The sequence below is a fragment of the Corynebacterium amycolatum genome (assembly GCF_016889425.1).
GTDB classification, from domain to species: domain Bacteria; phylum Actinomycetota; class Actinomycetes; order Mycobacteriales; family Mycobacteriaceae; genus Corynebacterium; species Corynebacterium amycolatum.
Window position 1 is genome coordinate 1,630,659 of record NZ_CP069513.1, and the last position, 19,565, is coordinate 1,650,223.

A 19,565-nucleotide genomic window follows, 5' to 3' on the forward strand; every position below is an offset into this window, starting at 1 on the left:
TCCCCTGGCTGTTACTTCAACGGCTGTTACTTCAACAGCGAAGACAGGAAGTTGCGGGTGCGTTCGTGCTGTGGATTCCCCAGCACCTCATCCGGGGTGCCCTTTTCCACAACCACGCCGTCAGCCATGAACACAACCTGGTCGGCGACTTCGCGGGCAAAGCCCATCTCGTGCGTCACGACGACCATGGTCATACCCTTATCGGCCAGACCATGCATGACGTTGAGAACCTCACCGACGAGCTCCGGGTCAAGAGCGGAAGTCGGCTCATCGAAGAGCATTAGCTTCGGTTCCATGGCCAGTGCACGAGCAATGGCAACTCGCTGCTGCTGGCCGCCCGAGAGCTGAACAGGGTAGGCGTCGGCCTTGTGAGCCAGACCAACAGTCTCCAGCAGCTCCATGGCACGCTTTTCAGCCTGCTCCTGGGAGACACCCTTTACCAGCACTGGTGCCTCGGTGATATTTCCCAGCACCGTGCGGTGCGGGAACAGGTTGAAGTTCTGGAACACCATGCCAATATCGCGACGCTGACGGGCAGCTTCTGCGGCGGAGATTTCGTAGAGGCTACCGTTCTTTTCGCGGTAGCCAATCAGGGAACCATCGACGTAGAGACGGCCTGCATTGACCTTCTCCAGGTGGTTGATACAGCGCAGCAGTGTGGACTTGCCGGAGCCCGAAGGGCCAATGAGGCAGGTAACCGTACCGCGTGGAACCTCCAGGTCGATGCCCTTGAGGACCTCGAGACGGCCGAAGTTCTTCCGAACCCTTTGCGCCTCAACCATCAAATCTTTGGTAGTCATTTACTGCGGATCCTCTCGGTAGAAGTGCTCTTCGTCCTTATCGACAACGCGAGCATTTGCAAGCGGCACACCTTCGGCGTCGGCAAGCGCGGCCAGCTGGCGGGCGGTGAGCTGACGGGTAGCGCCGCGGGCGAAGTAGCGCTCAAGGTAGAACTGGCCGACCATCAGAATCGATGTGATGACCAAGTACCAGGTGGCGGCGACCAGCAGCATCGGCACCGGCAGGAATAGAGCATTGGCGATATCCGTGGAGCGGCCGTAGAGTTCCAGCGAGAACGGCACTGCGATGACCAGCGAAGTGGTCTTCAGCAGGGAAATGAACTCGTTGCCCGTCGGCGGGATGATGATGCGCATGGCCTGCGGCAGGATGGTGCGGCGGACGGTCTGCCACCAGCTCATACCCAATGCTTTCGATGCCTCGGTCTGCCCCTCTGGGACAGCCTGGATGCCGGCACGGACAATTTCAGCCATGTATGCGGACTCGTTCAAGCCGAGACCGACGAATGCCAGCACGAAGGTATTGGAGAGAATGGTGCTTAAATCAACCTCGGTAACGCCCAGGTCAATCGTCGAGTAGATAGTGCCGAGGAGACCCCAAAAGACCAGCTGCACGTAGACCGGCGTTCCTCGGAAAACCCACAGGTAGAACCAAGCAACTGTGGACAGAACGGGGTTTTCCGACATGCGGAGCACTGCGACGATGGCACCGCCGACGACACCGATGAGCATGGCCAAGACTGTCAGTGCAATGGTCCAGCCAGCGGCAGCGGCGATTCGTGTGTCGAACAGGTACTGGAAGTAAACATCCCAGTGGTAGGCCTCATTGCGGGCGGCACCGATGATGAACCACAGGAAGAGCACCAGCAGCACTGCTGCGGTAATCCAGCGCCCCGGGTGTGGCAGCGGTTTGGCCTTAATTTCTTCGTTGAGTTCCGCCTGTGTGGCCTCGTAGCGGGCGCCAGACGCAGATGAGTCGCTCACTTAAAGTTCCTCTCCGTTAATAGTGGCGCGTTCCAAAGCACCGTCTTCCAAACCCCATGTGGTCAGGATTTGCTTGTACTGGCCGTTGTCGATGAGGTACTGCAGTGCCTGCTGCAGCACTGGGCCGAGTTCTGAATCCTTCGGAATAGCGAAGCCGAACGGGGCACCATCGTAGATATCTCCGGCAAGTTCGAGTTTGCCCTCGGAGCGATTGACCGCGTAGGCACTGACTGGTGAGTCAGCGGCCAATGCATCAGCACGCCCCAGCACCACGGTGGTAGCGGCGGTACCAGCATCCTGGTAGGCCAACTTGTTAATTGGTGGCAACCCACGATCCAGACAATCCTGATTCTTTACCGGCAGGTCCTCCATGTCAGCGACGGTATTGCGCTGAACGGCGACAGTTTTGCCACAGTAGTTGTCGGAGCTGGCGTCGCTGCCCGGGCGACGTGCCCACTGCAGGCCGGTATCCAGATAGTCGACGAAGTCGTAAGTCTTGCGGCGCTCCTCGTTTGAGGTGAATCCGGATGCGCCAACATCGACTGCGCCGGCCGACAGGGCCGGCAGAATCAGTGCGAAATCCTGTTCTTGGATTTCAATCTTCAGGTCCAAGACACTGGCCATGGCTCGGATGAGATCGATGTCGAAGCCGATGATGGAACCGGCGGAATCCTTAAACTCTGCCGGGGCGAATGTTGGGTTGGTGCCGATGCGCAATACTTCGCGCTTACGAAGATCTGCTGGGACCTGTTTCGCCAGTTCGGGGACCGCTGCCGGTTTGATTTCTGACCAGCCCTCGGGGTTACCGCTTTCGTCATTGGTGACGCAGCCTGTAAGCCCTAAGAACAAGGTCGCAGTCAGCGTGGCAGCCGCCAATGCGATGGGTCTTTTCATATCTGAATATGTTACCTAGGCGCAGTAATACCTTAAATTCGGTACCCCTATTCAGCTGCGCTTCAGGCTGGTGTAGGAAAACCGCACACTTTTCAGGCTTCTGGGAGTGGGGAACTGCAGGTACTGGCTGCGAAACACTGAACAAGACTCGGGCCTGGACAAGGAACAAAACCTTATCCAGGCCCGATTTACAAGGGGACGCTGAGCATCGCCGGATTTCTAGTTTGCGTCAGCAGAAGCTAGCCCTGAGCCGGTGACATCGAGCGGCTCGACCGCGCCGGATGCCGGGTCACTCAGTGCGGCATCGCGGACCGCCTTCGCCACGGCTGGCATCACGCGCGGATCCAGGGCCGACGGAATAATGCGGTCGGCACTTAGGTCTTCGACGCCAACACCTGCAATCGCTTGGGTAGCAGCCAATTTCATAGCTTCGGTGATGCGCTTGGCACCTGCCTCCAGTGCGCCACGGAACAGACCCGGGAAGGCCAGCACATTATTAATCTGGTTCGGGTGATCCGAGCGGCCGGTGGCCACCACTGCGCCGTACTTGCGAGCGATTTCCATCGGGATTTCCGGAATCGGGTTGGCCAGCGAGAACAGAATCGGGTCAGCGGCCATCTGGCTAATCGCATCCTCGCCGATACGGCCGGCAGAGACGCCGATGAACACGTTAGCGTCGACAAGCGCATCGTTGATCGAACCGGTGATACCGCGCGGGTTAGTCATGCCGGCGACCCACTGCTTGATGTCACTCAGTGGCTCGCGGTCCGGATGGATGATGCCGCGCGAATCGACGACAACGATGTCGGACACGCCAGCGGACAGCAGCATCTTCGTCGCAGCGACACCAGCGGCACCAGCGCCGGAGATGACCACGCGGAGATCCTGGAAGCTGCGGCCGGTCAGCTTGCAGGCGTTGATTAGGCCGGCGGCGATGACAATGGCGGTACCGTGCTGGTCGTCGTGGAAGATTGGGATGTCGAGCTCTTGGTCGAGACGCTGCTCAATCTCGAAGCAGCGAGGCGCGGAGATGTCTTCGAGGTTCACCCCGCCAAACGACGGTGCCAGCGCCTTGACCGTCTGGATGATTTCCTCCGTGTCGAGGGTATCCAGGACGATTGGCACCGCAGAGATACCGGCGAACTGCTCGAAGAGCTGGGCCTTTCCTTCCATAACTGGCAGTGCAGCCTTGGGTCCGATGTCGCCGAGGCCAAGGACTGCGGTGCCGTCGGAGATCACCGCGACGTTCTGGCCGGTCCAGGTGTAGGTGCGGGCCAGGGCCGGATCTTCGTGGATGGCCTCACAGACACGGGCGACACCTGGGGTATAGCCGATGGAGAGGTCGCGAATCGTCTCGAGCTTCATGGTCGAGTGCGAGCGGAGCTTACCGCCACGGTGCGCCTCGAAGATTTCCGCATCGGTGATGGTCGACGGATCTGTGGGGGCGGTGTCTTCTGGCACGGCGTGAAGCGGCGTCTTAGGGGAGTTCGCGTTCGCAGTGTGGTCGGAGGAGCTAGAGGAAGAATTCGCAGCAGGCATGATGACAGTCCAAAACGTGTTGAGTACTGAGTACTTTGTACTTTGAGAAAACTCGACCGCGGCGAGAGCTGCTGGTGGGCAGCACGCAAAGCCGGGAGCAAAAGCTGGCGAGTGATACGTAGTGGTGTGTGTAAAACTGAACCAGTCTTGCTATACGGGATTGGTATCTCATTATATGGACGGTGGGGTGGAAAATAAAATCTTTGCGGTTGGGGGAGCGGGGGCGGAACCTTGCTGCTGAAGCTCAGTTTGCGTCACCTCGCGCCCTATAATCAGAATTCAATCGATTGAAAGGCCCATTTCGTCCCATGCAAGATCAGACCAAGCTCATCCACGCCGGCTACGTCCCAGGTAATAAAGACCCACGTCAGGTGCCGATCATTCAGTCAACGACCTACACGTTCGACTCTTCCGACGACATCGCTGCGGTCTTCGACGAGCCAACTCACGCACTGATTTACTCCCGCTTCGCCAATCCAACGGTTATGGCCGTCGAAGAGAAAATCGCCGACCTTGAGGGTGGCGCCGCAGCAATGGCTACTACCTCCGGCCAGGCGGCAACTGCACTCGCAATCATGAACCTTTGCTCCGCGGGCGACTCGTTTGTCACCTCATCTGAGATTTACGGCGGTACCTCCAACCTCTTCGCTACCACGCTGAAACGCTTCGGTATCGAGGCAATCTTCGTCGATCAGAATGCCTCCGAAGAGGAAATCGCCGCGGCATTCAAGCCGAACACCAAGGCGCTATTTGGTGAAATCATTGCCAACCCGGCGATGAGTGTGCTCGATGTCGAGAAGTTCGCCCGCATCGCCCACGGCCAGGGGGTACCGCTGATTGTCGACAGTACCTTCGCCACCCCGATCCTGTGTAAGCCCATCGAACACGGCGCAGACATCGTCGTCCACTCCACTTCTAAGTACATGGACGGCCACGCAATCCAGGTCGGCGGCGTCATAGTCGACTCTGGCAAGTTTGACTTCACCAACGGCAAGTTCCCCGGCTTTACTGAGCCCGATGAGTCCTACCACGGCGTCGTCTACACCAAGGACTACGCCGTCGCGCCGTTTGTCATTAAGGCGCGCATGCAGCTACAGCGCGACTTTGGCGCGTACCCATCTGCTCACTCCGCCTTCATGCTGAACCAGTCGCTCGAGAGTCTCGATGTCCGCATGCGTCGTCACTGTGAGAATGCGCTGAAGGTCGCCGAATATCTCGAATCACGCACGGATTTGCTTAACGACGTTCGTTACCCCGGCCTGAAATCTTCCCCATACTACGAGCTTGCTCAGAAGTACCTCGACGGAGCTTCCGGTGTGGTCACGATTGACCTCAAGGGCGGCCGTGAAGCTGGCACGACCTTCATGGATGCGCTGCAGCTGGTGACCCGTCAGGTGCACGTGGCCGACTCCCGTTCCTGCGTGCTGCACCCGGCTTCCACCACGCACCGCCAGGTTCCGGATGAGCAGCTGCCGGCGGTGGGAATTACCCCTGGTCTTGTTCGACTGTCCATTGGTTTGGAAAACGTTGACGATATTATTGCCGATATTGAGCAAGCGCTGGCCAAGGTTGAAAGCTAGTTTGTCGAGAGTTTAGCCAGGTCCATGCCCTGTTTTTGTGGGCAAAGCCTGGTTTTTTCTTACCTTAATCGGCGTCTTATGGTTCGTGAATCGAAAATTTTTGTGTAGTGCGGAAGATTGAATCCAGGGTTCCTGAGATAGTTCCAACTGACGACAGAGAGCTGTTCGTTTATTGCAACTTCTACACAGGAGGCTTCTTACGATGTCCGATTCCACTTTCCCTCAGAACCCGCAGTGCCCACAGGGGCCGTATGGCCCCGAGGGGTCGTATGGCTCCCAGGATTCGCTGGGGCAGCAGTCCTACCAGCACAACCCGCAGGATCCGCTCGGCCAACAGTCCTACCCGCAGGGGTAGTCGGCAGCTGGGCAGATGGCTCAGGCTCCGAAAGAAAAGAAGAAGGGTGGCTGCTTCAAGTGGGGTGGTATCGCCGCGGGTGCTGTTGTGGTCCTAGCCGTGGCGGCCAGCTTGACCGGTGGCGGCGATGCTGATTCGGGCTCCGATTCTGAAGCTGCGTCTCTCTTTGATTCGGACACTGCAGTTGCGGCTGATTCTGGCTCTGTTGAGAATGCCGATTTCGCTGAGAACCCTGGGGCTGCTCTAGAGGAGCAGCAGGGCCAGGCGGAGGAGCAGGAAAAACAGGAAAAGCAGGAAGAGAAGGCTCCGACCGAGTACAAGAATGCTCTCCGCAAGGCCAAGAGTTACTCGGATTTGATGCACATGTCCAAGGCCGGCATCTATGACCAGCTGACCTCGGAGTATGGCGAGAAGTTCTCGCCGGAGGCTGCCCAGTATGCAATGGACAACCTTGAAGTGGACTGGAATAAGAATGCACTGGAAAAGGCGCGCTCTTACCAGGATTCGATGGCAATGTCCCCGGATGCGATTTACGAGCAGCTGACGTCGGAATATGGCGAGCAGTTTACCCCGGAGGAAGCTCAGTACGCGGCGGATAACCTGTAGCAGCGGGTTTCGTTTGTTGATGACGCCAATTGGCCAGAGCCCCGTTTGGATGCATGCTGCAAAAGGACGGTTTCCGCTTCACCAGAATGCATTTGCTGCACACTGAACGGTTGCTGGTGAAGCGGAAACCGTCTTGACTGTTTTAATGCGTGACCTGGCAGTTGAGCGACTGTCGGCAGCAAAACTTCGGCGCGGTGCAGATTGTGCCGAGAAAAATGTGGATTAGATGGCTGATTATGCATATTTCTCTAATGGTTCGTGGATGATTGGTGCTGCTGAAGGCGAGCCTTAGGGGAGTCCTACGTACTTTGTGGCAATAGACGAAAGGATTATCGAAAAGTCACATCGCGAATTAAAAGTGATAATTCGGTTTGCATACAATGCTGTAGAGATTGCTTTGTAGGTTAGTTCCTGCATATTGATCCAAAGAATCAATACCATCGGCAAATGGGTATCACGATAATTGTCAGCGTGTCGGCACCGATCTTTGTGGAGAACGAAATCGTCTTGTCCGTACCATCAGCACATCCTGAAGAATTTAAGCAGGCGGTGATGACCACGTTCCGCGTGGTGAAGGTTACGTGCACAAATGATATCAACGTGCCGACCATATCAGATTCGGCTGGACCTGCTGAAGACTGGGCAGGCTGCAAATAATAGGGCAGCCATCCGGCTACCCCGGCAGTCGAATGGCTGGAGACATAGTGTTTTAATGCGTTAACTTATTTGTGTACCTGGATTGTCTATAGGTCGTCCGAAGGGGTTCTTTATGCAAAAGAAGATTCGAAGTCTTTTCAACAGGTTGTTGGCCGGGATTGGGATAGCATCTCTATGTCTGGTGCAGTTACCCTCACCTGCACATGCTGAAAGTATTGAAGAACTCGCTAAGCAAGGAGTTCTCGAATGGCGAATTAAGCCAGATATTCCCAACGAGAATCCGTTGAACTCTGTACCCATGTCGTGGAACCCCGATTCGGGGCTTCCGCCATTTGCAGCGTGCGGTCCAGCAACTGACACATTAAAAACGGTAGCAAGCTGGAAGTATGTTGATTTAGGAACGCCGCAAGACTTCATGCACGCAAATGAAATTACATTGCGCTGTGGAGATGCTCATCACGGATTAAAGCACATCCGACAGAATCATCCTGAATGGTCAACGCTCGCAGACATTGAAGGAAAGGACGGGGATTCACTAATCCGGATTGCGATTGATGCTGCACTGGAGAACACTACGTGGTCAAAGAGAGTTGAACCTTCAAGTCAGAATCGTGATGGTAAGTTTTGCGCGTCCGCTCAGATTTACTTAGTTGATAAAGTCCGAGGGATAATTGTAAAGACACTTGAACCATCAATCTTTGTCGCTGAACATAGCCACCACGTTATTACTGCCTACCCCACCAATACGTCGAGGTGTAAATAGTATGGGGTTTGCACAAAAATTTATCGGTGCTCTTGAGGCAGACACCCATGTCGATGCTGACCATGCTGCTTTTATCGGATCTGACGGCGATGCTGTTTTGATTCGATACCGGGGCCGGGATTTGCAGTGGCAGATTCCTGTGCGAATCAATGAACCCGGTTGGCAGAAAATGGACTATATTACAAGCAGCTTTGATGGTGTAGATTTTGGTCTCTTCTTAGATGAGGAGCTTTATAAACTGAACGAAAAGGAGTGGATTAAACCGGAGTTGCACCTTAGTGATGACACAGGGAAGTGGCATTTGGTAGAAACAGCTAAGACCTTTACCTAGTCTGGGCAGTCTTCACCGTAGTAATCACTAACTCCAATCATCAATCCCGTCACATTGGTGAATTGCTCCCCATTAGTTGGACTGAGAAATCAGTTACCGACTCGTGGGGAGTAGCTTTCATTGAGAGCACGAAGTTCGCTAAGTAAGCAGCAGCGTGAGCAGTTGGTTGAGCTTTTCGAGCAGGGCAACGAACTCGATTTAGTTGTCCAGCTGGCTCCGGCCAAGTCGACGAGTGGATATGACCTGAAAATTACGAGTGTCTTTTTCCGCACGAGGAGAACGCGTACGCGGAATTGACGAAGATGGAAACATACGGGAGGTGACTTTCAATGATGGGTATCGTTTCGTTGTGCCAGAGGATCGAGAAGGAGTCTAGCCCGCGGGTGCAGTTCGACCGGCTGCATGGAGCAGGTGGTGACTTGACCCTCGAAATCTTCCTCAATGATCTCGTCGAAGCCCGAGCTTATGTGCCTGAATCTCTCAAGCGTGAGTTCCTTATGACCTGGGCCGATGAGCCAATCATTTTCGATGCAATCCCGGGGGAAGAGGAAGAGGGCATTACTCACGATCTCGTTGTCGAGTTCGCTGCGATGGATCCGGTAATCGACCTCGGTCCGAACTGGGGCTAATCAGAATCACGCCCTAATCAGCCCGGCCGCCCCACTACGGGGCGCGCCGGGCTCCGTCATGGAAGGCCCCGCCCGTGGTGGGCAACCGGTTTCGAAAACCGGCATGGGGCGTCACGGCGTCGGGGTTCGATTCCTCGGGCATTGACCCCATTTCCCCCTGGCGGGCTCTGTGGGGTTTTGCGTACCCGAAGTGTTTTTCTCCCAGGAGGGGCAAAAAGATCTATGTCTACGAATGAAGCGGCCGCTGATGTACCGGCCTCCGATTCCACGTCAGATGCTCCGGTGCAGGCTGAACCTGCTCGCGAGAATCACGGCGCGGAAGAGAAGCAGGTAATGACCATCGAGGATTACAAGTCCGCGTTGGAAAAGGTTCGTCGTGAGGCAGCGAAGTATCGCACGGAAAACAAGGAGCTTCATCCACAGGTAAAGAAGGCCAGGGAAGCCGAACAGGTCAGTTGGGGCGAGCTGCTCAAGGTGCAAGAGCGCATGGCGGCATTGGAGGCGGAAAAGGCCGCAGACGTGGACGAACCCCGGTCACCACGATCAGCCCGAAGGCACCGGATCATCGCCCGGACCTGGTGCAGCGAAACTTTCGTGCACACGGACCGGGCAGGCTTTGGGCTGCCGATATTACTTACGTTCGCGCCCTGTCCGGATTCGTCTACACCGCGTTTGTCGTTGATGTCTTCAGCCGGAAAATTGTTGGTGTTGCTACTCGCTCGACGATTCGTACCGATGGAGGCCTTGGAGCATGCGTTAACGACTGCTGGGGCGGATTAATGGCAACCAGTTGATTCACCATAGTGATCGGAGCAGTCAGTACGTGTCATTGAAATATTCCACGGCTTTATCTGAGCCTGGAATCCGCCCGAGTGGGGGAACAGTCGGCGCTTCTTATGACAATGCTCTGGCCGAAACAGTCAATGGTTTCTACAAAGTGGAACTCATTCATGCCCAAGGCCGATGGACGGCGGTCGGAGAAGTCGAACTGGTCATCTTGCGGTGGGTGCATTGGTGGAATACCAAGCGCCTTCACGAAGCATTGGACTACGCTGCCCCACAAGAGATAGAAACTGAGTACTATCTCACCCAGCCGGTCAGTACAGGGCAGTAAAAGAAGCGGAACTAAACCCAGGACGCTTCGCACCGCAGCCGGACTTGGCGAGACTGACCGGGATTGTTGGGGATTCGCAGGCGCTACCGACGGCCCGGAACCCACCGAGCGAGGAATGAGTCAAGAATCTTTGCCCCGCTAGTTTGAGTTGTTCGGTTTTCCCGAACGGCTTGGCTGGCGGGGCGTTTTTCATGCCTACAAGGCGGGGCTAGGCAACGATACTGTTTTCGAAAAGTACGATTTCACAGCCGAACTCTTGAGTTCGGAAATCGTACTGCTTTACGGCGCAATTGCGTGGTGCGTTTGTGGCTCACTTTTGGCTCAAAATACCCGTGAAAGTGCGTGAAAGTGCGTGAAAAGGAGTGAAAGATAGTGAATACAAACCCAAGCAAAAACCCGCCCCCACCAGGCTAAACGCCAGATGAAAGCGGGTTTTAAAATCGTGCCCCCGGTGAGACTCGAACTCACACTGGACGGGTTTTGAATCCGTTGCCTCTGCCAATTGGGCTACAGGGGCGCAAAGCCGTCGATAAGCGAAAATGCTCTGTCGAAGCGACCTTGACTAGTTTAGTCCATCGACCCCGAATTAGAAAAACGGCGCTGCGCATAAGCGACGACACTGACGATTGCGGCGCCGAGAATGAACAGTCCGAGGGCGAGTCCCCAGTCGGAGCCGATGCCCTGGAGCTCGTTGTTCTCGGTCTGCCACGGCCAGAGCGCGCGCAGGGAACCGAGCATGAGTCCGGACATGGCGACCAGCGTGAGCGCCTGGTGTGTACTCAACAGCCATTCGAGGAGGCGGATGAACAGGACGATGCCGATCAGCGCGCCGACGAAGAAAGTGCCGATGTAGGCGATGTCACGGTCATGAATTGCGCCCATGGTCGGCGCGTAGAGTCCGATGACCAACAGGAAGAAAGAGCCAGAAACGCCCGGCAGCACTAGTGCACACACGGCAATCGAAGCGGCGATGAGCACGAGCCATAGAGGTGGCTGTGTCGGCGCAGCTTGGGGTAGCGAAGTCAGCGCGAACAGGGCGACGCTGAAAAACAGGAAGACTGCGATGGCCTTGCCGCGCATGCCCGGCTGACGCAGGGCACCCGGCTGCAGCTCGTTCAGCGGCATGGTGATTGAGGCGGCGATCATGCCCATGAACAGTGCTCGGGAAGCGACCGGCTGATTGGTGACGAAGTTCTCCATGACTCCTGCCATGGAGAAGACCACGGCAACCATGCCGATAGCCACCGGGATGAGCAGCCACCAGTCAACCCTGCGCAGGTCCTCCTTGAAGGTGCCCTTGGAGATCGCTCGCGGCAGGTCGGTGATGCGCTTTGCCGATTCAATCAGGCGTCCGTAGATGCCCGTAATCAGCGCAAGCGTACCTCCGGAGACACCCGGAATCGTCTCGGCGAGACCAATGAGGCCACCACGAACTGCGTTGGCGATGACACCCAGCGGGGTCGGCTTCGGGATTTCAGAGTAGGGGCTCGTGGTCGGCAGCGTAGTCGACTCTGCACCAGGAGCGCTCATATTTTCAGTAGACATCGCAGGCCATTGTATGTCTTCCACCTGAGAAGAACCGTATTTCCGTGTGTGTATTAGCAGCTTCGGAGTGCGATTAAGAACACAAAACAAAAAGCAGCGCCTGGGGCGGCGCTGCTGATTCAGTGAGTTACGCAGGAGTAGGCGGTGGGTGGTGGATGGTGGAGCTGCTTCCTGAGCTGTTGAGCTGTGCTCGGACCTTAGCCGTGCTCGATAATCTGCTGCAGGCAGCTCCCCAGGGCCTCCACTGAGATCTTCGGCGCGTTGGTCTCGTCGATCAAACCGGTATCGGAAAGAACTAGGTATCCGACGCAGAGGGAAATAACCATCTGGCTGCGGTACACAGCAGTTTCGTGGCTGATGTTCTCTGGGCCGTCTTCTTCGACGCGGTGAATCAGGTCGTCGGCGATAGCTTCATTGAACCGTTCGGCGATGACTTTTGCAGTTTCCTCGGAGTCAAGGGATCCGACGATCAGCGGAATCATGGACTGTCCGGCCATTCCTTGACCAGTCAAAATAGCGCTGGCCATCCGCTGGCCAAGTTCATTGAAAGGAGCTCGGCTGAGCGTGCCTTTGAACTGGCTGAAGTCAATCAGTTCGGCCATGAGGCCTTCTTTGGAGCCGAAGTACTTGATGATGAGCGGCGCGCTAACGCCCGCATCGCTGGCAATCTCCTTCAGTGGCACGCTTCGCAAAGGCTTGCGCGCGAAGTGCCGAGCTGCAGCCGCGATAATGCGCTCGCGGGTGGACTGGGCACTCCGTTGGAAATTGGTCGAATCGAACTCACTCATGCTGACGAGTCTAAAGCCATGAAAGCGTAACTACGCCAATTGCTTTCAGGTGCACGCGCAGGACGTGGCGATATGTTTTCGCGGCCACCTCAAAGAGGGGGTAATTTCTAGACGCCTCATTGGGGGCAGGTTCTATGCATGTTGTTGAACAATCGTTGGAAAATATGGAAAAACTCCAGGAAAATAAGGCGAATATTAAAGTTGGATTACAGTATTTCGGAAACTGAAACCAAGTACCAAGCGACGCTAGGGAGGCTCCCTCTTGCGAATCACTGTTCAGGTGGACTAATGGGCTGCTGAGCCCGTTTCAAAATACAGCCTGATTACCGTAATTATTATTCACCGAAGCTGGTCGGCTAACAGCTCATCCTGCGCAGCCCGCGAGTCCCCAGCGCGAATCTCAGTTTTCCTACGCTGTTCGATATTTTCCTACACTGGGATGTCATGAAGAAGACCCTCATGCTTATCGACGGTCATTCCATGGCCTTCCGCGCGTTCTTTGCCCTTCCGGTGGATAATTTCTCAACCACCGGCGGTCAGACAACGAACGCGGTGTACGGCTTCCTTTCTATGCTGTCCAATATCCTCAGCGAGGAAAAACCCACGCACGTGGCGGTCGCCTTCGATGTCGCCCGCGAGACCTTCCGCAACGAGATTTTCCCGGAGTATAAGGCCCAGCGTGAGAAGACTCCTGAGGAATTCCGTGGTCAGGTGCCGCTTATTCAACAGGTGCTGAAAGAGATGGGCATCGTCACGCTGGAAAAGGACAACTACGAGGCCGACGACATTATCGCGACGTTGGCTACCCAGGCCAAGCCTGAGGGCTTCGAAACGCTCATCGTCACCGGCGACCGCGACTCATTCCAGTTGGTCAATGACACCACCACGGTGCTCTATCCAATGCGCGGCGTCACCACGCTGCATCGCTTCACGCCTGCGGCTATTGAGAAAAAGTACGGTCTAACGCCGACTCAGTACCCGGACTTCGCGGCCCTCCGTGGCGACCCTTCCGACAATCTCCCGGGCATTCCAGGGGTCGGCGAGAAAACCGCGACGAAGTGGATCGTTCAGTACGGCACACTGGAAAACCTCATCGATCACGCCGACGAAATCCGCGGCAAAGTCGGCGACAACTTCCGCGAGCGCGTCGCAAATGTCCAGCTGAACCGTGACATCACCGAAATGGTCAAGGACCTGCCCTTGCCGTACGGTCCGAACGAGCTCGAGCTCCGGCCCGCTGATGCCCAGGGAATCATCGACTTCTTCGACCGCCTCGAATTCGGCGATAACCTCCGCGAGCGCGTCTTCCGCACCCTTTCTATCGAAGGCGCGGGCGTCACCGCCTCCACCAGTGACAGCGCGACAAAGCTCGAGGCTGTCTCGCTTGACGACGGCGCCCTGGCTGTCTGGCTCGATGAACTGCACGAGCCGGCCGCGTTGCAGGTCGGGGAGCATACTTTGATGATTGGCTCCGCTGATGAGAAGGGCAAGACCTCCAGTCAGGCCGTTTCTCTCGACCTCGGCGAGCTATCCGCAGAAGATGCCGACACACTGCGCGAGTGGCTCGCAGGCGACCACCCGAAGCTGGTGCATGACTGTAAATCGGCCATGCATGCGCTCTGGAACTATGGCTTCGAGCTGGCGGGGGTTATCCACGACACTTTCTTGGCCGCGTACCTGCTGCGCCCAAGTCAGCGCAGTTACAGCTTGGACAACGTCGTCCAGCGGCACCTGGGGCAGACTCTTTCGCAGGCCGACGGTCAGATGACCCTGCTCGATGGCCCGGCCGAAGACGCTTCCCATGTCGCCGCCGTTATCGACCTGGCTGAACGACTGGCGGTCGAACTCGACGAGGCCGGGCTCTACAGTGTGTACGCCGACCTGGAAGTTCCGCTTGCTCCAGTGCTTGGCCGGATGGAACGCGTCGGTATCGCTGTGGATGTCGATGCGCTCGAGGAGCTTCACAAGCAGGCGCAGGCGGCTACCGATGAGGCGGAGAGTGAGGCTCGCAACCTCGTCGATAAGCCTGAGCTGAATCTCGGATCGCCGAAGCAGTTGCAAGAAGTCCTGTTTGACCAGCTGGGAATGCCCAAGACGAAGAAGACGAAGACTGGCTATTCCACGGCGGCGAAGGAAATTGAGGGGCTGGCGAAGGTCAACCCGCATCCGTTCCTGGATTACCTGCTGAAGTTCCGCGAGTCGCAGAAGATGAAGTCGACCGTGGAAGGATTGATTAAGGCCGTCGCTGATGATGGCCGTATTCATACGACCTTTAATCAAACGGTCGCGGCGACGGGGCGCCTGTCGTCGACGGAGCCGAATCTGCAGAATATTCCGGTGCGCACGGAGTTCGGGCGACGGATTCGTGAGGCGTTCGTGGTGGGCGATGGCTATGCGCAGCTGATTACCGCGGACTACTCGCAGATTGAGATGCGTGTGATGGCGCACCTGTCGCAGGATCCGGGGCTGATTGAGGCCTACCGACAGGGCGAGGATCTGCATAACTACGTCGGCTCGAAGGTCTTCGGTGTCGGCATTGATGAGGTCACGCCCGAGCTGCGTCGTCGTGTGAAGGCGATGAGCTACGGTCTGGCTTACGGTCTGAGCGCTTTTGGTCTGGCTCAGCAGCTGGATATCCCGCAGCGCGAGGCGAAGAAGCTCATGGAGGACTACTTCGAGCGCTTCGGCGGCGTGCGCGATTACCTGCACAAGGTTGTTGAGCAGGCGCGCAAGGACGGCTTTACGGCCACGATGTTCGATCGGCGCCGCTACCTGCCGGAGCTCAACGCCGACAACCGCATCGCTCGCGATAACGCGGAACGCGCGGCATTGAACTCGCCGATTCAGGGGTCCGCTGCAGACATTATTAAGATTGCGATGCTCCGGGTCGACGATGCTTTACGACGCGGCGGGTTGCGCTCGCGTGTCCTCCTGCAGGTTCATGACGAACTGGTTGTGGAAGTTGCAGATGGGGAAGAGGCGGCAATCAAGGAGCTGTTGCATCGGGAGATGGACTCGGCGGCTGAATTGCTGGTACCGCTGGATGTTTCCATCGGTGCTGGTGTGAACTGGGATGCTGCTGCGCATTAGTGGTGCGAAGGCGGGGCGGAGGTCGCGGCCGGCGGACCTTTTGCGGACTCACCGAGGGCGTGTTGCGGACTTGAATGTCGCAGCTCAAATCGGTATTGTTCGCTAGGTATGCATTAGCATGCCGACTTTGCAGCCTCGAGTTCCGGGGGACATCGGGTTAACTAATTGCCAATGGCGAGATTCGCCGAAAGCGGATTTGGCCCGGTTGTCCAGGAGTTTCTTTGAGGGGCAAGGCCGAAATTGTCCGTTTTTCGATTTCTATCCGCTTCGGAGCACATCTTATATGTCCACTTCTAACGTCCCTCAGGTTGCCATCAACGACATTGGCACCGCTGAGGATTTCCTGGCCGCTGTCGACTCGACGATGAAGTACTTCAACGATGGTGACATCGTTGAGGGCACCGTCGTTAAGGTTGACCGCGACGAGGTTCTTCTCGACATCGGCTACAAGACTGAAGGTGTCATTCCTTCCCGCGAACTGTCCATCAAGCACGATGTCGACCCTGACGAAGTGGTCGAAGTTGGCGATGAGATCGACGCGCTGGTCCTGACCAAGGAAGACAAGGAAGGCCGCCTCATCCTGTCCAAGAAGCGCGCTCAGTACGAGCGTGCTTGGGGCACCATCGAGCAGCTCAAGGAGAACGACGAGCCGGTTACCGGTACCGTCATTGAGGTCGTCAAGGGCGGCCTGATCCTCGACATCGGCCTGCGCGGCTTCTTGCCGGCTTCCCTCGTCGAGATGCGTCGTGTCCGCGACCTCCAGCCGTACATCGGCCAGGAGATTGAGGCCAAGATCATCGAGCTCGACAAGAACCGCAACAACGTCGTTCTGTCCCGCCGTGCATGGCTCGAGCAGACCCAGTCTGAGGTCCGCTCCGAGTTCCTGCACCAGCTGCAGAAGGGCCAGGTCCGCAAGGGTGTCGTTTCCTCCATCGTCAACTTCGGCGCATTCGTCGATCTCGGCGGTGTTGACGGCCTGGTTCACGTTTCCGAGCTGTCTTGGAAGCACATCGACCACCCGTCCGAGGTTGTCCAGGTTGGCGACGAGGTCACCGTCGAGGTTCTCGAGGTCGACCTGAACCGCGAGCGCGTTTCCCTGTCCCTGAAGGCTACTCAGGAAGATCCGTGGCGCGTCTTTGCCCGCACTCACGCAATCGGCCAGATTGTACCGGGCAAGGTCACCAAGCTGGTTCCGTTCGGTGCGTTCGTCCGCGTCGAGGAAGGCATCGAGGGTCTGGTTCACATCTCCGAGCTGGCTTCCCGCCACATCGATGTTCCGGACCAGATCGTCTCCGTCGACGAGCAGGTCATGGTCAAGGTCATCGATATCGACCTCGAGCGTCGTCGTATCTCCCTGTCCCTCAAGCAGGCTGACGAGGACTTCACCGAAGAGTTCGACCCGACCAAGTACGGCATGGGCGACTCCTACGACGAGCAGGGCAACTACATCTTCCCGGAGGGCTTCGACCCGGAGACCAACGAGTGGATGGAGGGCTTCGAGACCCAGCGCGCAGAGTGGGAGGCTCGCTACGCAGAGGCGGAGCGTCACCACCAGCTGCACGCTGCCCAGATCGAGCGTCACCGCGCTGCAGCTGCCGAGGCTGCAGAGACTGCTTCGAACTACTCCTCCGAGTCCGGCGAGGCAGCTCCGGCTGCTCCGGCCGCACCGGCTGCAGACAACGCAGGCGGCACCCTGGCTTCCGACGAGCAGCTCGCTGCTCTGCGTGAGAAGCTGGCTGGCAACTAAGCTAGACCGCTAAGGGCTTATACGTCCCTTTGAGAAATCGCCCCGGCGAGGTTTTCCTCGCTGGGGCTTTTTCGTGCCTTCTTTGCTTTACGACGGGCACCCGCTCGGCCTTTTTTCTAGTGGCGGCTTGGGTGCTTGCTGCATTTTTGGTCCTGGTGTTGGGACTTTGGGCCATGAAGGTGGCACCGCTGTTGCCTAAGGCGGGCTTGCGCTTCACCAGAAGTGGCTTGCTGCACAGTAACCGGCTGCTGGCGAAGCTCAAGCCGTCCTAATGGCCTTGGTGGCCCTTATGGCCGTGGTTGCCCTGTCGATTTTGGTGGCTCTGTCTGTTCTGGCCGCCGTTGACAGCCTGTCTGCCTACCCATATGGTTGATGATATGACAACAAAGTATGAAGCTAACCAGATAGAGGACTCCTCCCATTCCACCGGCGGTGTGTACTCCCAGGAGGGCAAAGACTTTAACCGCGATACTCGCTATATCAATGACCGCATTGTTAAGAACGGTCGCGAGGTAGGCGAGGGGATTAAGACGTGGCCCGTTGAAGCCGGGCGCTACCGTCTTGTTGCGGCTCGTGCGTGCCCGTGGGCACACCGCACGCTTATCGTTCGCAGGCTGCTCGGCTTGGAAGATGCAATTTCGGTCGGAATTCCAGGGCCGGTTCACGATGCCCGCTCCTGGACATTCGACAAGGGGTCAGGTGGCCGCGACGAAATACTCGGCTACGAGCGCCTGCAGGAGGCATTCCTAAAGCGCTTCCCGGACTACCAGCGGGGCATTACCGTCCCGGCCATCGTCGAGATTGAATCGGGCGAGGTTGTGACCAACGACTTCCCCTGGATCACCTTGGATTTCATTACCGAGTGGACCGAGTTTCATCGCCACGGCGCCCCGGATCTCTACCCGGTGGAGATGCGCGAGGAAATGGATGAGCTCATGCAGTTCATCTACACCGAAATCAATAACGGTGTCTACCGCTGCGGCTTCGCGGGTTCGCAAGACTCCTACGACAAAGCTTACGACCGACTGTTCAGTGCCCTAGACAAGGTATCTGAGCGCTTAGAGACCCGCCGCTACCTCATGGGCGACCACATCACTGAGGCCGACATTCGCCTTTACACGACCCTCATCCGCTTCGATGCGGTCTACCACGGCCACTTCAAGTGCAACCGGAACAAGATCTCCGAGATGCCGGTTCTATACAACTACCTGCGTGATCTCTTCCAGACTCCGGGCTTCGGCGACACCACTGACTTTGTCGATATCAAGCGCCACTACTACGAGGTCCACCGCGACCTCAATCCTTTAGGTATTGTCCCGAAGGGCCCGGAGCTCTTCGACCTGCTCCAGCCGCACGGTCGTGAAGACCTTGGTGGCAGCCCATTTGGTAACGGTACCGCTCCGGATTCAGTCAACCCGGATCCCGTTGAAGAGGGCTACCGCATCGAGGATCTCGTCGTAAAGCACTAACGTGCCGGGGCGTGTCGACGTACCCTTAGAGACATGCTCAAAGTAGGACTAACCGGTGGCATGGGCAGTGGAAAATCTACGGTCGCCCGTAGGTTTGCCGAGCTCGGTGCCGCCATCATCGACGCTGATCAGATTGCTCGTGACGTCGTCGAACCCGGCGAACCGGCGCTGGCCGAACTCGCCGAAGCTTTCGGCGAGGGCATTTTGCTTGACGACGGCTCCCTCAACCGCGGCGAGCTTGCGAAGCGGGCCTTCGTATCCGCGGAGAAGACGGAGCTGCTGAACTCCATCACTCACCCGCGTATTGAGCAGCGCACCGAAGAGCAGTTCAACGCGGCAGGTGACGCCATCATCGTGTTCGACTCGCCGCTGCTAATTGAAATGGGGCAGTCGGAAGTGCAGGACCTCGTCGTGGTTGTGCATACCCCGGTGGAGGTCCGTCTCGACCGTCTGGTGGAAAGCCGCGGTGTAGACCGAGAGGATGCGAAGCAGCGCATCGCTAAGCAAATCAGCGACGATAAGCGTTTGCAGTTCGCCGATGTGGTGCTGGAAAACTCAGGTACCGAGGAGGATCTCGTGCGCCAGGTCGACCGGATTTGGGAGCGGATTATTCAGCCGCTGAACCAGATTCGTCAGCTACAGGCCGGGCAATAGCAGTCCGACCAGTAAACAGTTCC

The 19,565-nt window shown here is 57.1% G+C and carries 17 protein-coding genes, 1 tRNA gene and 1 pseudogene; 12 read left to right on the top strand and 7 right to left on the bottom strand.

Features of this window, described 5'->3' with window-relative positions; translation table 11 throughout:
- Window positions 1-26 precede the first annotated feature (26 nt).
- The 4 genes from I6J19_RS07200 to I6J19_RS07215 form a co-directional block, all read right to left on the bottom strand.
- Entirely contained in the window at window positions 27-800 is a 774-nt protein-coding gene (locus tag I6J19_RS07200; RefSeq protein WP_038625699.1) for an amino acid ABC transporter ATP-binding protein, read from the bottom strand.
- Window positions 801-1,718 (bottom strand): amino acid ABC transporter permease, encoded by a 918-nt coding sequence (locus tag I6J19_RS07205; RefSeq protein ID WP_370547264.1) that lies wholly within the window; start codon window positions 1,716-1,718, stop codon window positions 801-803.
- 63 nt (window positions 1,719-1,781) lie between these two features.
- Window positions 1,782-2,675, bottom strand: coding sequence for an ABC transporter substrate-binding protein (locus I6J19_RS07210; protein ID WP_038625697.1), 894 nt, complete (start codon window positions 2,673-2,675; stop codon window positions 1,782-1,784).
- A 219-nt stretch (window positions 2,676-2,894) separates the two neighbouring features.
- Entirely contained in the window at window positions 2,895-4,214 is a 1,320-nt protein-coding gene (locus I6J19_RS07215; RefSeq protein WP_038625696.1) for an NAD(P)-dependent malic enzyme, read from the bottom strand.
- A gap of 308 nt (window positions 4,215-4,522) precedes the next feature.
- On the opposite strand from I6J19_RS07215, the gene I6J19_RS07220 reads away from it, so the two are divergent.
- From I6J19_RS07220 to I6J19_RS07255, 8 genes and pseudogenes are all read left to right on the top strand, one after another.
- On the top strand, window positions 4,523-5,794 hold the full coding sequence (locus tag I6J19_RS07220; protein WP_038625695.1) for an O-acetylhomoserine aminocarboxypropyltransferase/cysteine synthase family protein: 1,272 nt from the start codon (window positions 4,523-4,525) through the stop codon (window positions 5,792-5,794).
- Window positions 5,795-5,996: 202 nt separating this feature from the next.
- Entirely contained in the window at window positions 5,997-6,149 is a 153-nt protein-coding gene (locus I6J19_RS07225; RefSeq protein WP_187402464.1) for a hypothetical protein, read from the top strand.
- A gap of 15 nt (window positions 6,150-6,164) precedes the next feature.
- The gene (locus I6J19_RS07230) at window positions 6,165-6,755 is read left to right on the top strand and encodes an Ltp family lipoprotein (RefSeq protein WP_052155529.1); all 591 of its coding nucleotides are present in this window, start codon (window positions 6,165-6,167) and stop codon (window positions 6,753-6,755) included.
- 471 nt (window positions 6,756-7,226) lie between these two features.
- Entirely contained in the window at window positions 7,227-7,412 is a 186-nt protein-coding gene (locus I6J19_RS07235) for a hypothetical protein (RefSeq protein ID WP_141737469.1), read from the top strand.
- Between the two features lie 112 nt (window positions 7,413-7,524).
- Window positions 7,525-8,175 carry a hypothetical protein gene (locus tag I6J19_RS07240; RefSeq protein WP_141737468.1) on the top strand — a complete coding sequence of 217 codons (651 nt, stop codon included), beginning with the start codon at window positions 7,525-7,527 and terminating at the stop codon, window positions 8,173-8,175.
- A 1-nt stretch (window position 8,176) separates the two neighbouring features.
- The gene (locus I6J19_RS07245) at window positions 8,177-8,506 is read left to right on the top strand and encodes a hypothetical protein (protein ID WP_038625690.1); all 330 of its coding nucleotides are present in this window, start codon (window positions 8,177-8,179) and stop codon (window positions 8,504-8,506) included.
- Window positions 8,507-8,835: 329 nt separating this feature from the next.
- Window positions 8,836-9,135 carry a hypothetical protein gene (locus I6J19_RS07250; protein WP_052155528.1) on the top strand — a complete coding sequence of 100 codons (300 nt, stop codon included), beginning with the start codon at window positions 8,836-8,838 and terminating at the stop codon, window positions 9,133-9,135.
- A 494-nt stretch (window positions 9,136-9,629) separates the two neighbouring features.
- A pseudogene (locus tag I6J19_RS07255) lies at window positions 9,630-10,249 on the top strand (IS3 family transposase); the annotation flags it as partial.
- A gap of 443 nt (window positions 10,250-10,692) precedes the next feature.
- On the opposite strand, the gene I6J19_RS07260 reads toward I6J19_RS07255, so the two are convergent.
- From I6J19_RS07260 to I6J19_RS07270, 3 genes are all read right to left on the bottom strand, one after another.
- Window positions 10,693-10,766, bottom strand: a tRNA-Leu gene (locus I6J19_RS07260).
- A 50-nt stretch (window positions 10,767-10,816) separates the two neighbouring features.
- Complete coding sequence (locus tag I6J19_RS07265; protein WP_038625686.1) at window positions 10,817-11,794, bottom strand: DUF368 domain-containing protein; 978 nt, start codon at window positions 11,792-11,794, stop codon at window positions 10,817-10,819.
- 197 nt (window positions 11,795-11,991) lie between these two features.
- Window positions 11,992-12,582 carry a TetR/AcrR family transcriptional regulator gene (locus I6J19_RS07270; protein WP_038625684.1) on the bottom strand — a complete coding sequence of 197 codons (591 nt, stop codon included), beginning with the start codon at window positions 12,580-12,582 and terminating at the stop codon, window positions 11,992-11,994.
- 459 nt (window positions 12,583-13,041) lie between these two features.
- Between I6J19_RS07270 and polA the strand changes: the two genes are divergently transcribed.
- From polA to coaE, 4 genes are all read left to right on the top strand, one after another.
- The gene (gene polA / locus I6J19_RS07275; RefSeq protein WP_038625682.1) at window positions 13,042-15,672 is read left to right on the top strand and encodes a DNA polymerase I; all 2,631 of its coding nucleotides are present in this window, start codon (window positions 13,042-13,044) and stop codon (window positions 15,670-15,672) included.
- Window positions 15,673-15,955: 283 nt separating this feature from the next.
- Window positions 15,956-17,419, top strand: a complete 1,464-nt coding sequence (rpsA, locus tag I6J19_RS07280) for a 30S ribosomal protein S1 (protein WP_005510285.1) — start codon at window positions 15,956-15,958, stop codon at window positions 17,417-17,419.
- A gap of 377 nt (window positions 17,420-17,796) precedes the next feature.
- Window positions 17,797-18,888 (top strand): glutathione S-transferase family protein, encoded by a 1,092-nt coding sequence (locus tag I6J19_RS07285; protein WP_224786630.1) that lies wholly within the window; start codon window positions 17,797-17,799, stop codon window positions 18,886-18,888.
- Between the two features lie 33 nt (window positions 18,889-18,921).
- A complete protein-coding gene (coaE, locus tag I6J19_RS07290) occupies window positions 18,922-19,542 on the top strand; it encodes a dephospho-CoA kinase (protein WP_038625675.1) in 621 nt (206 codons plus the stop codon).
- Window positions 19,543-19,565 lie beyond the last annotated feature (23 nt).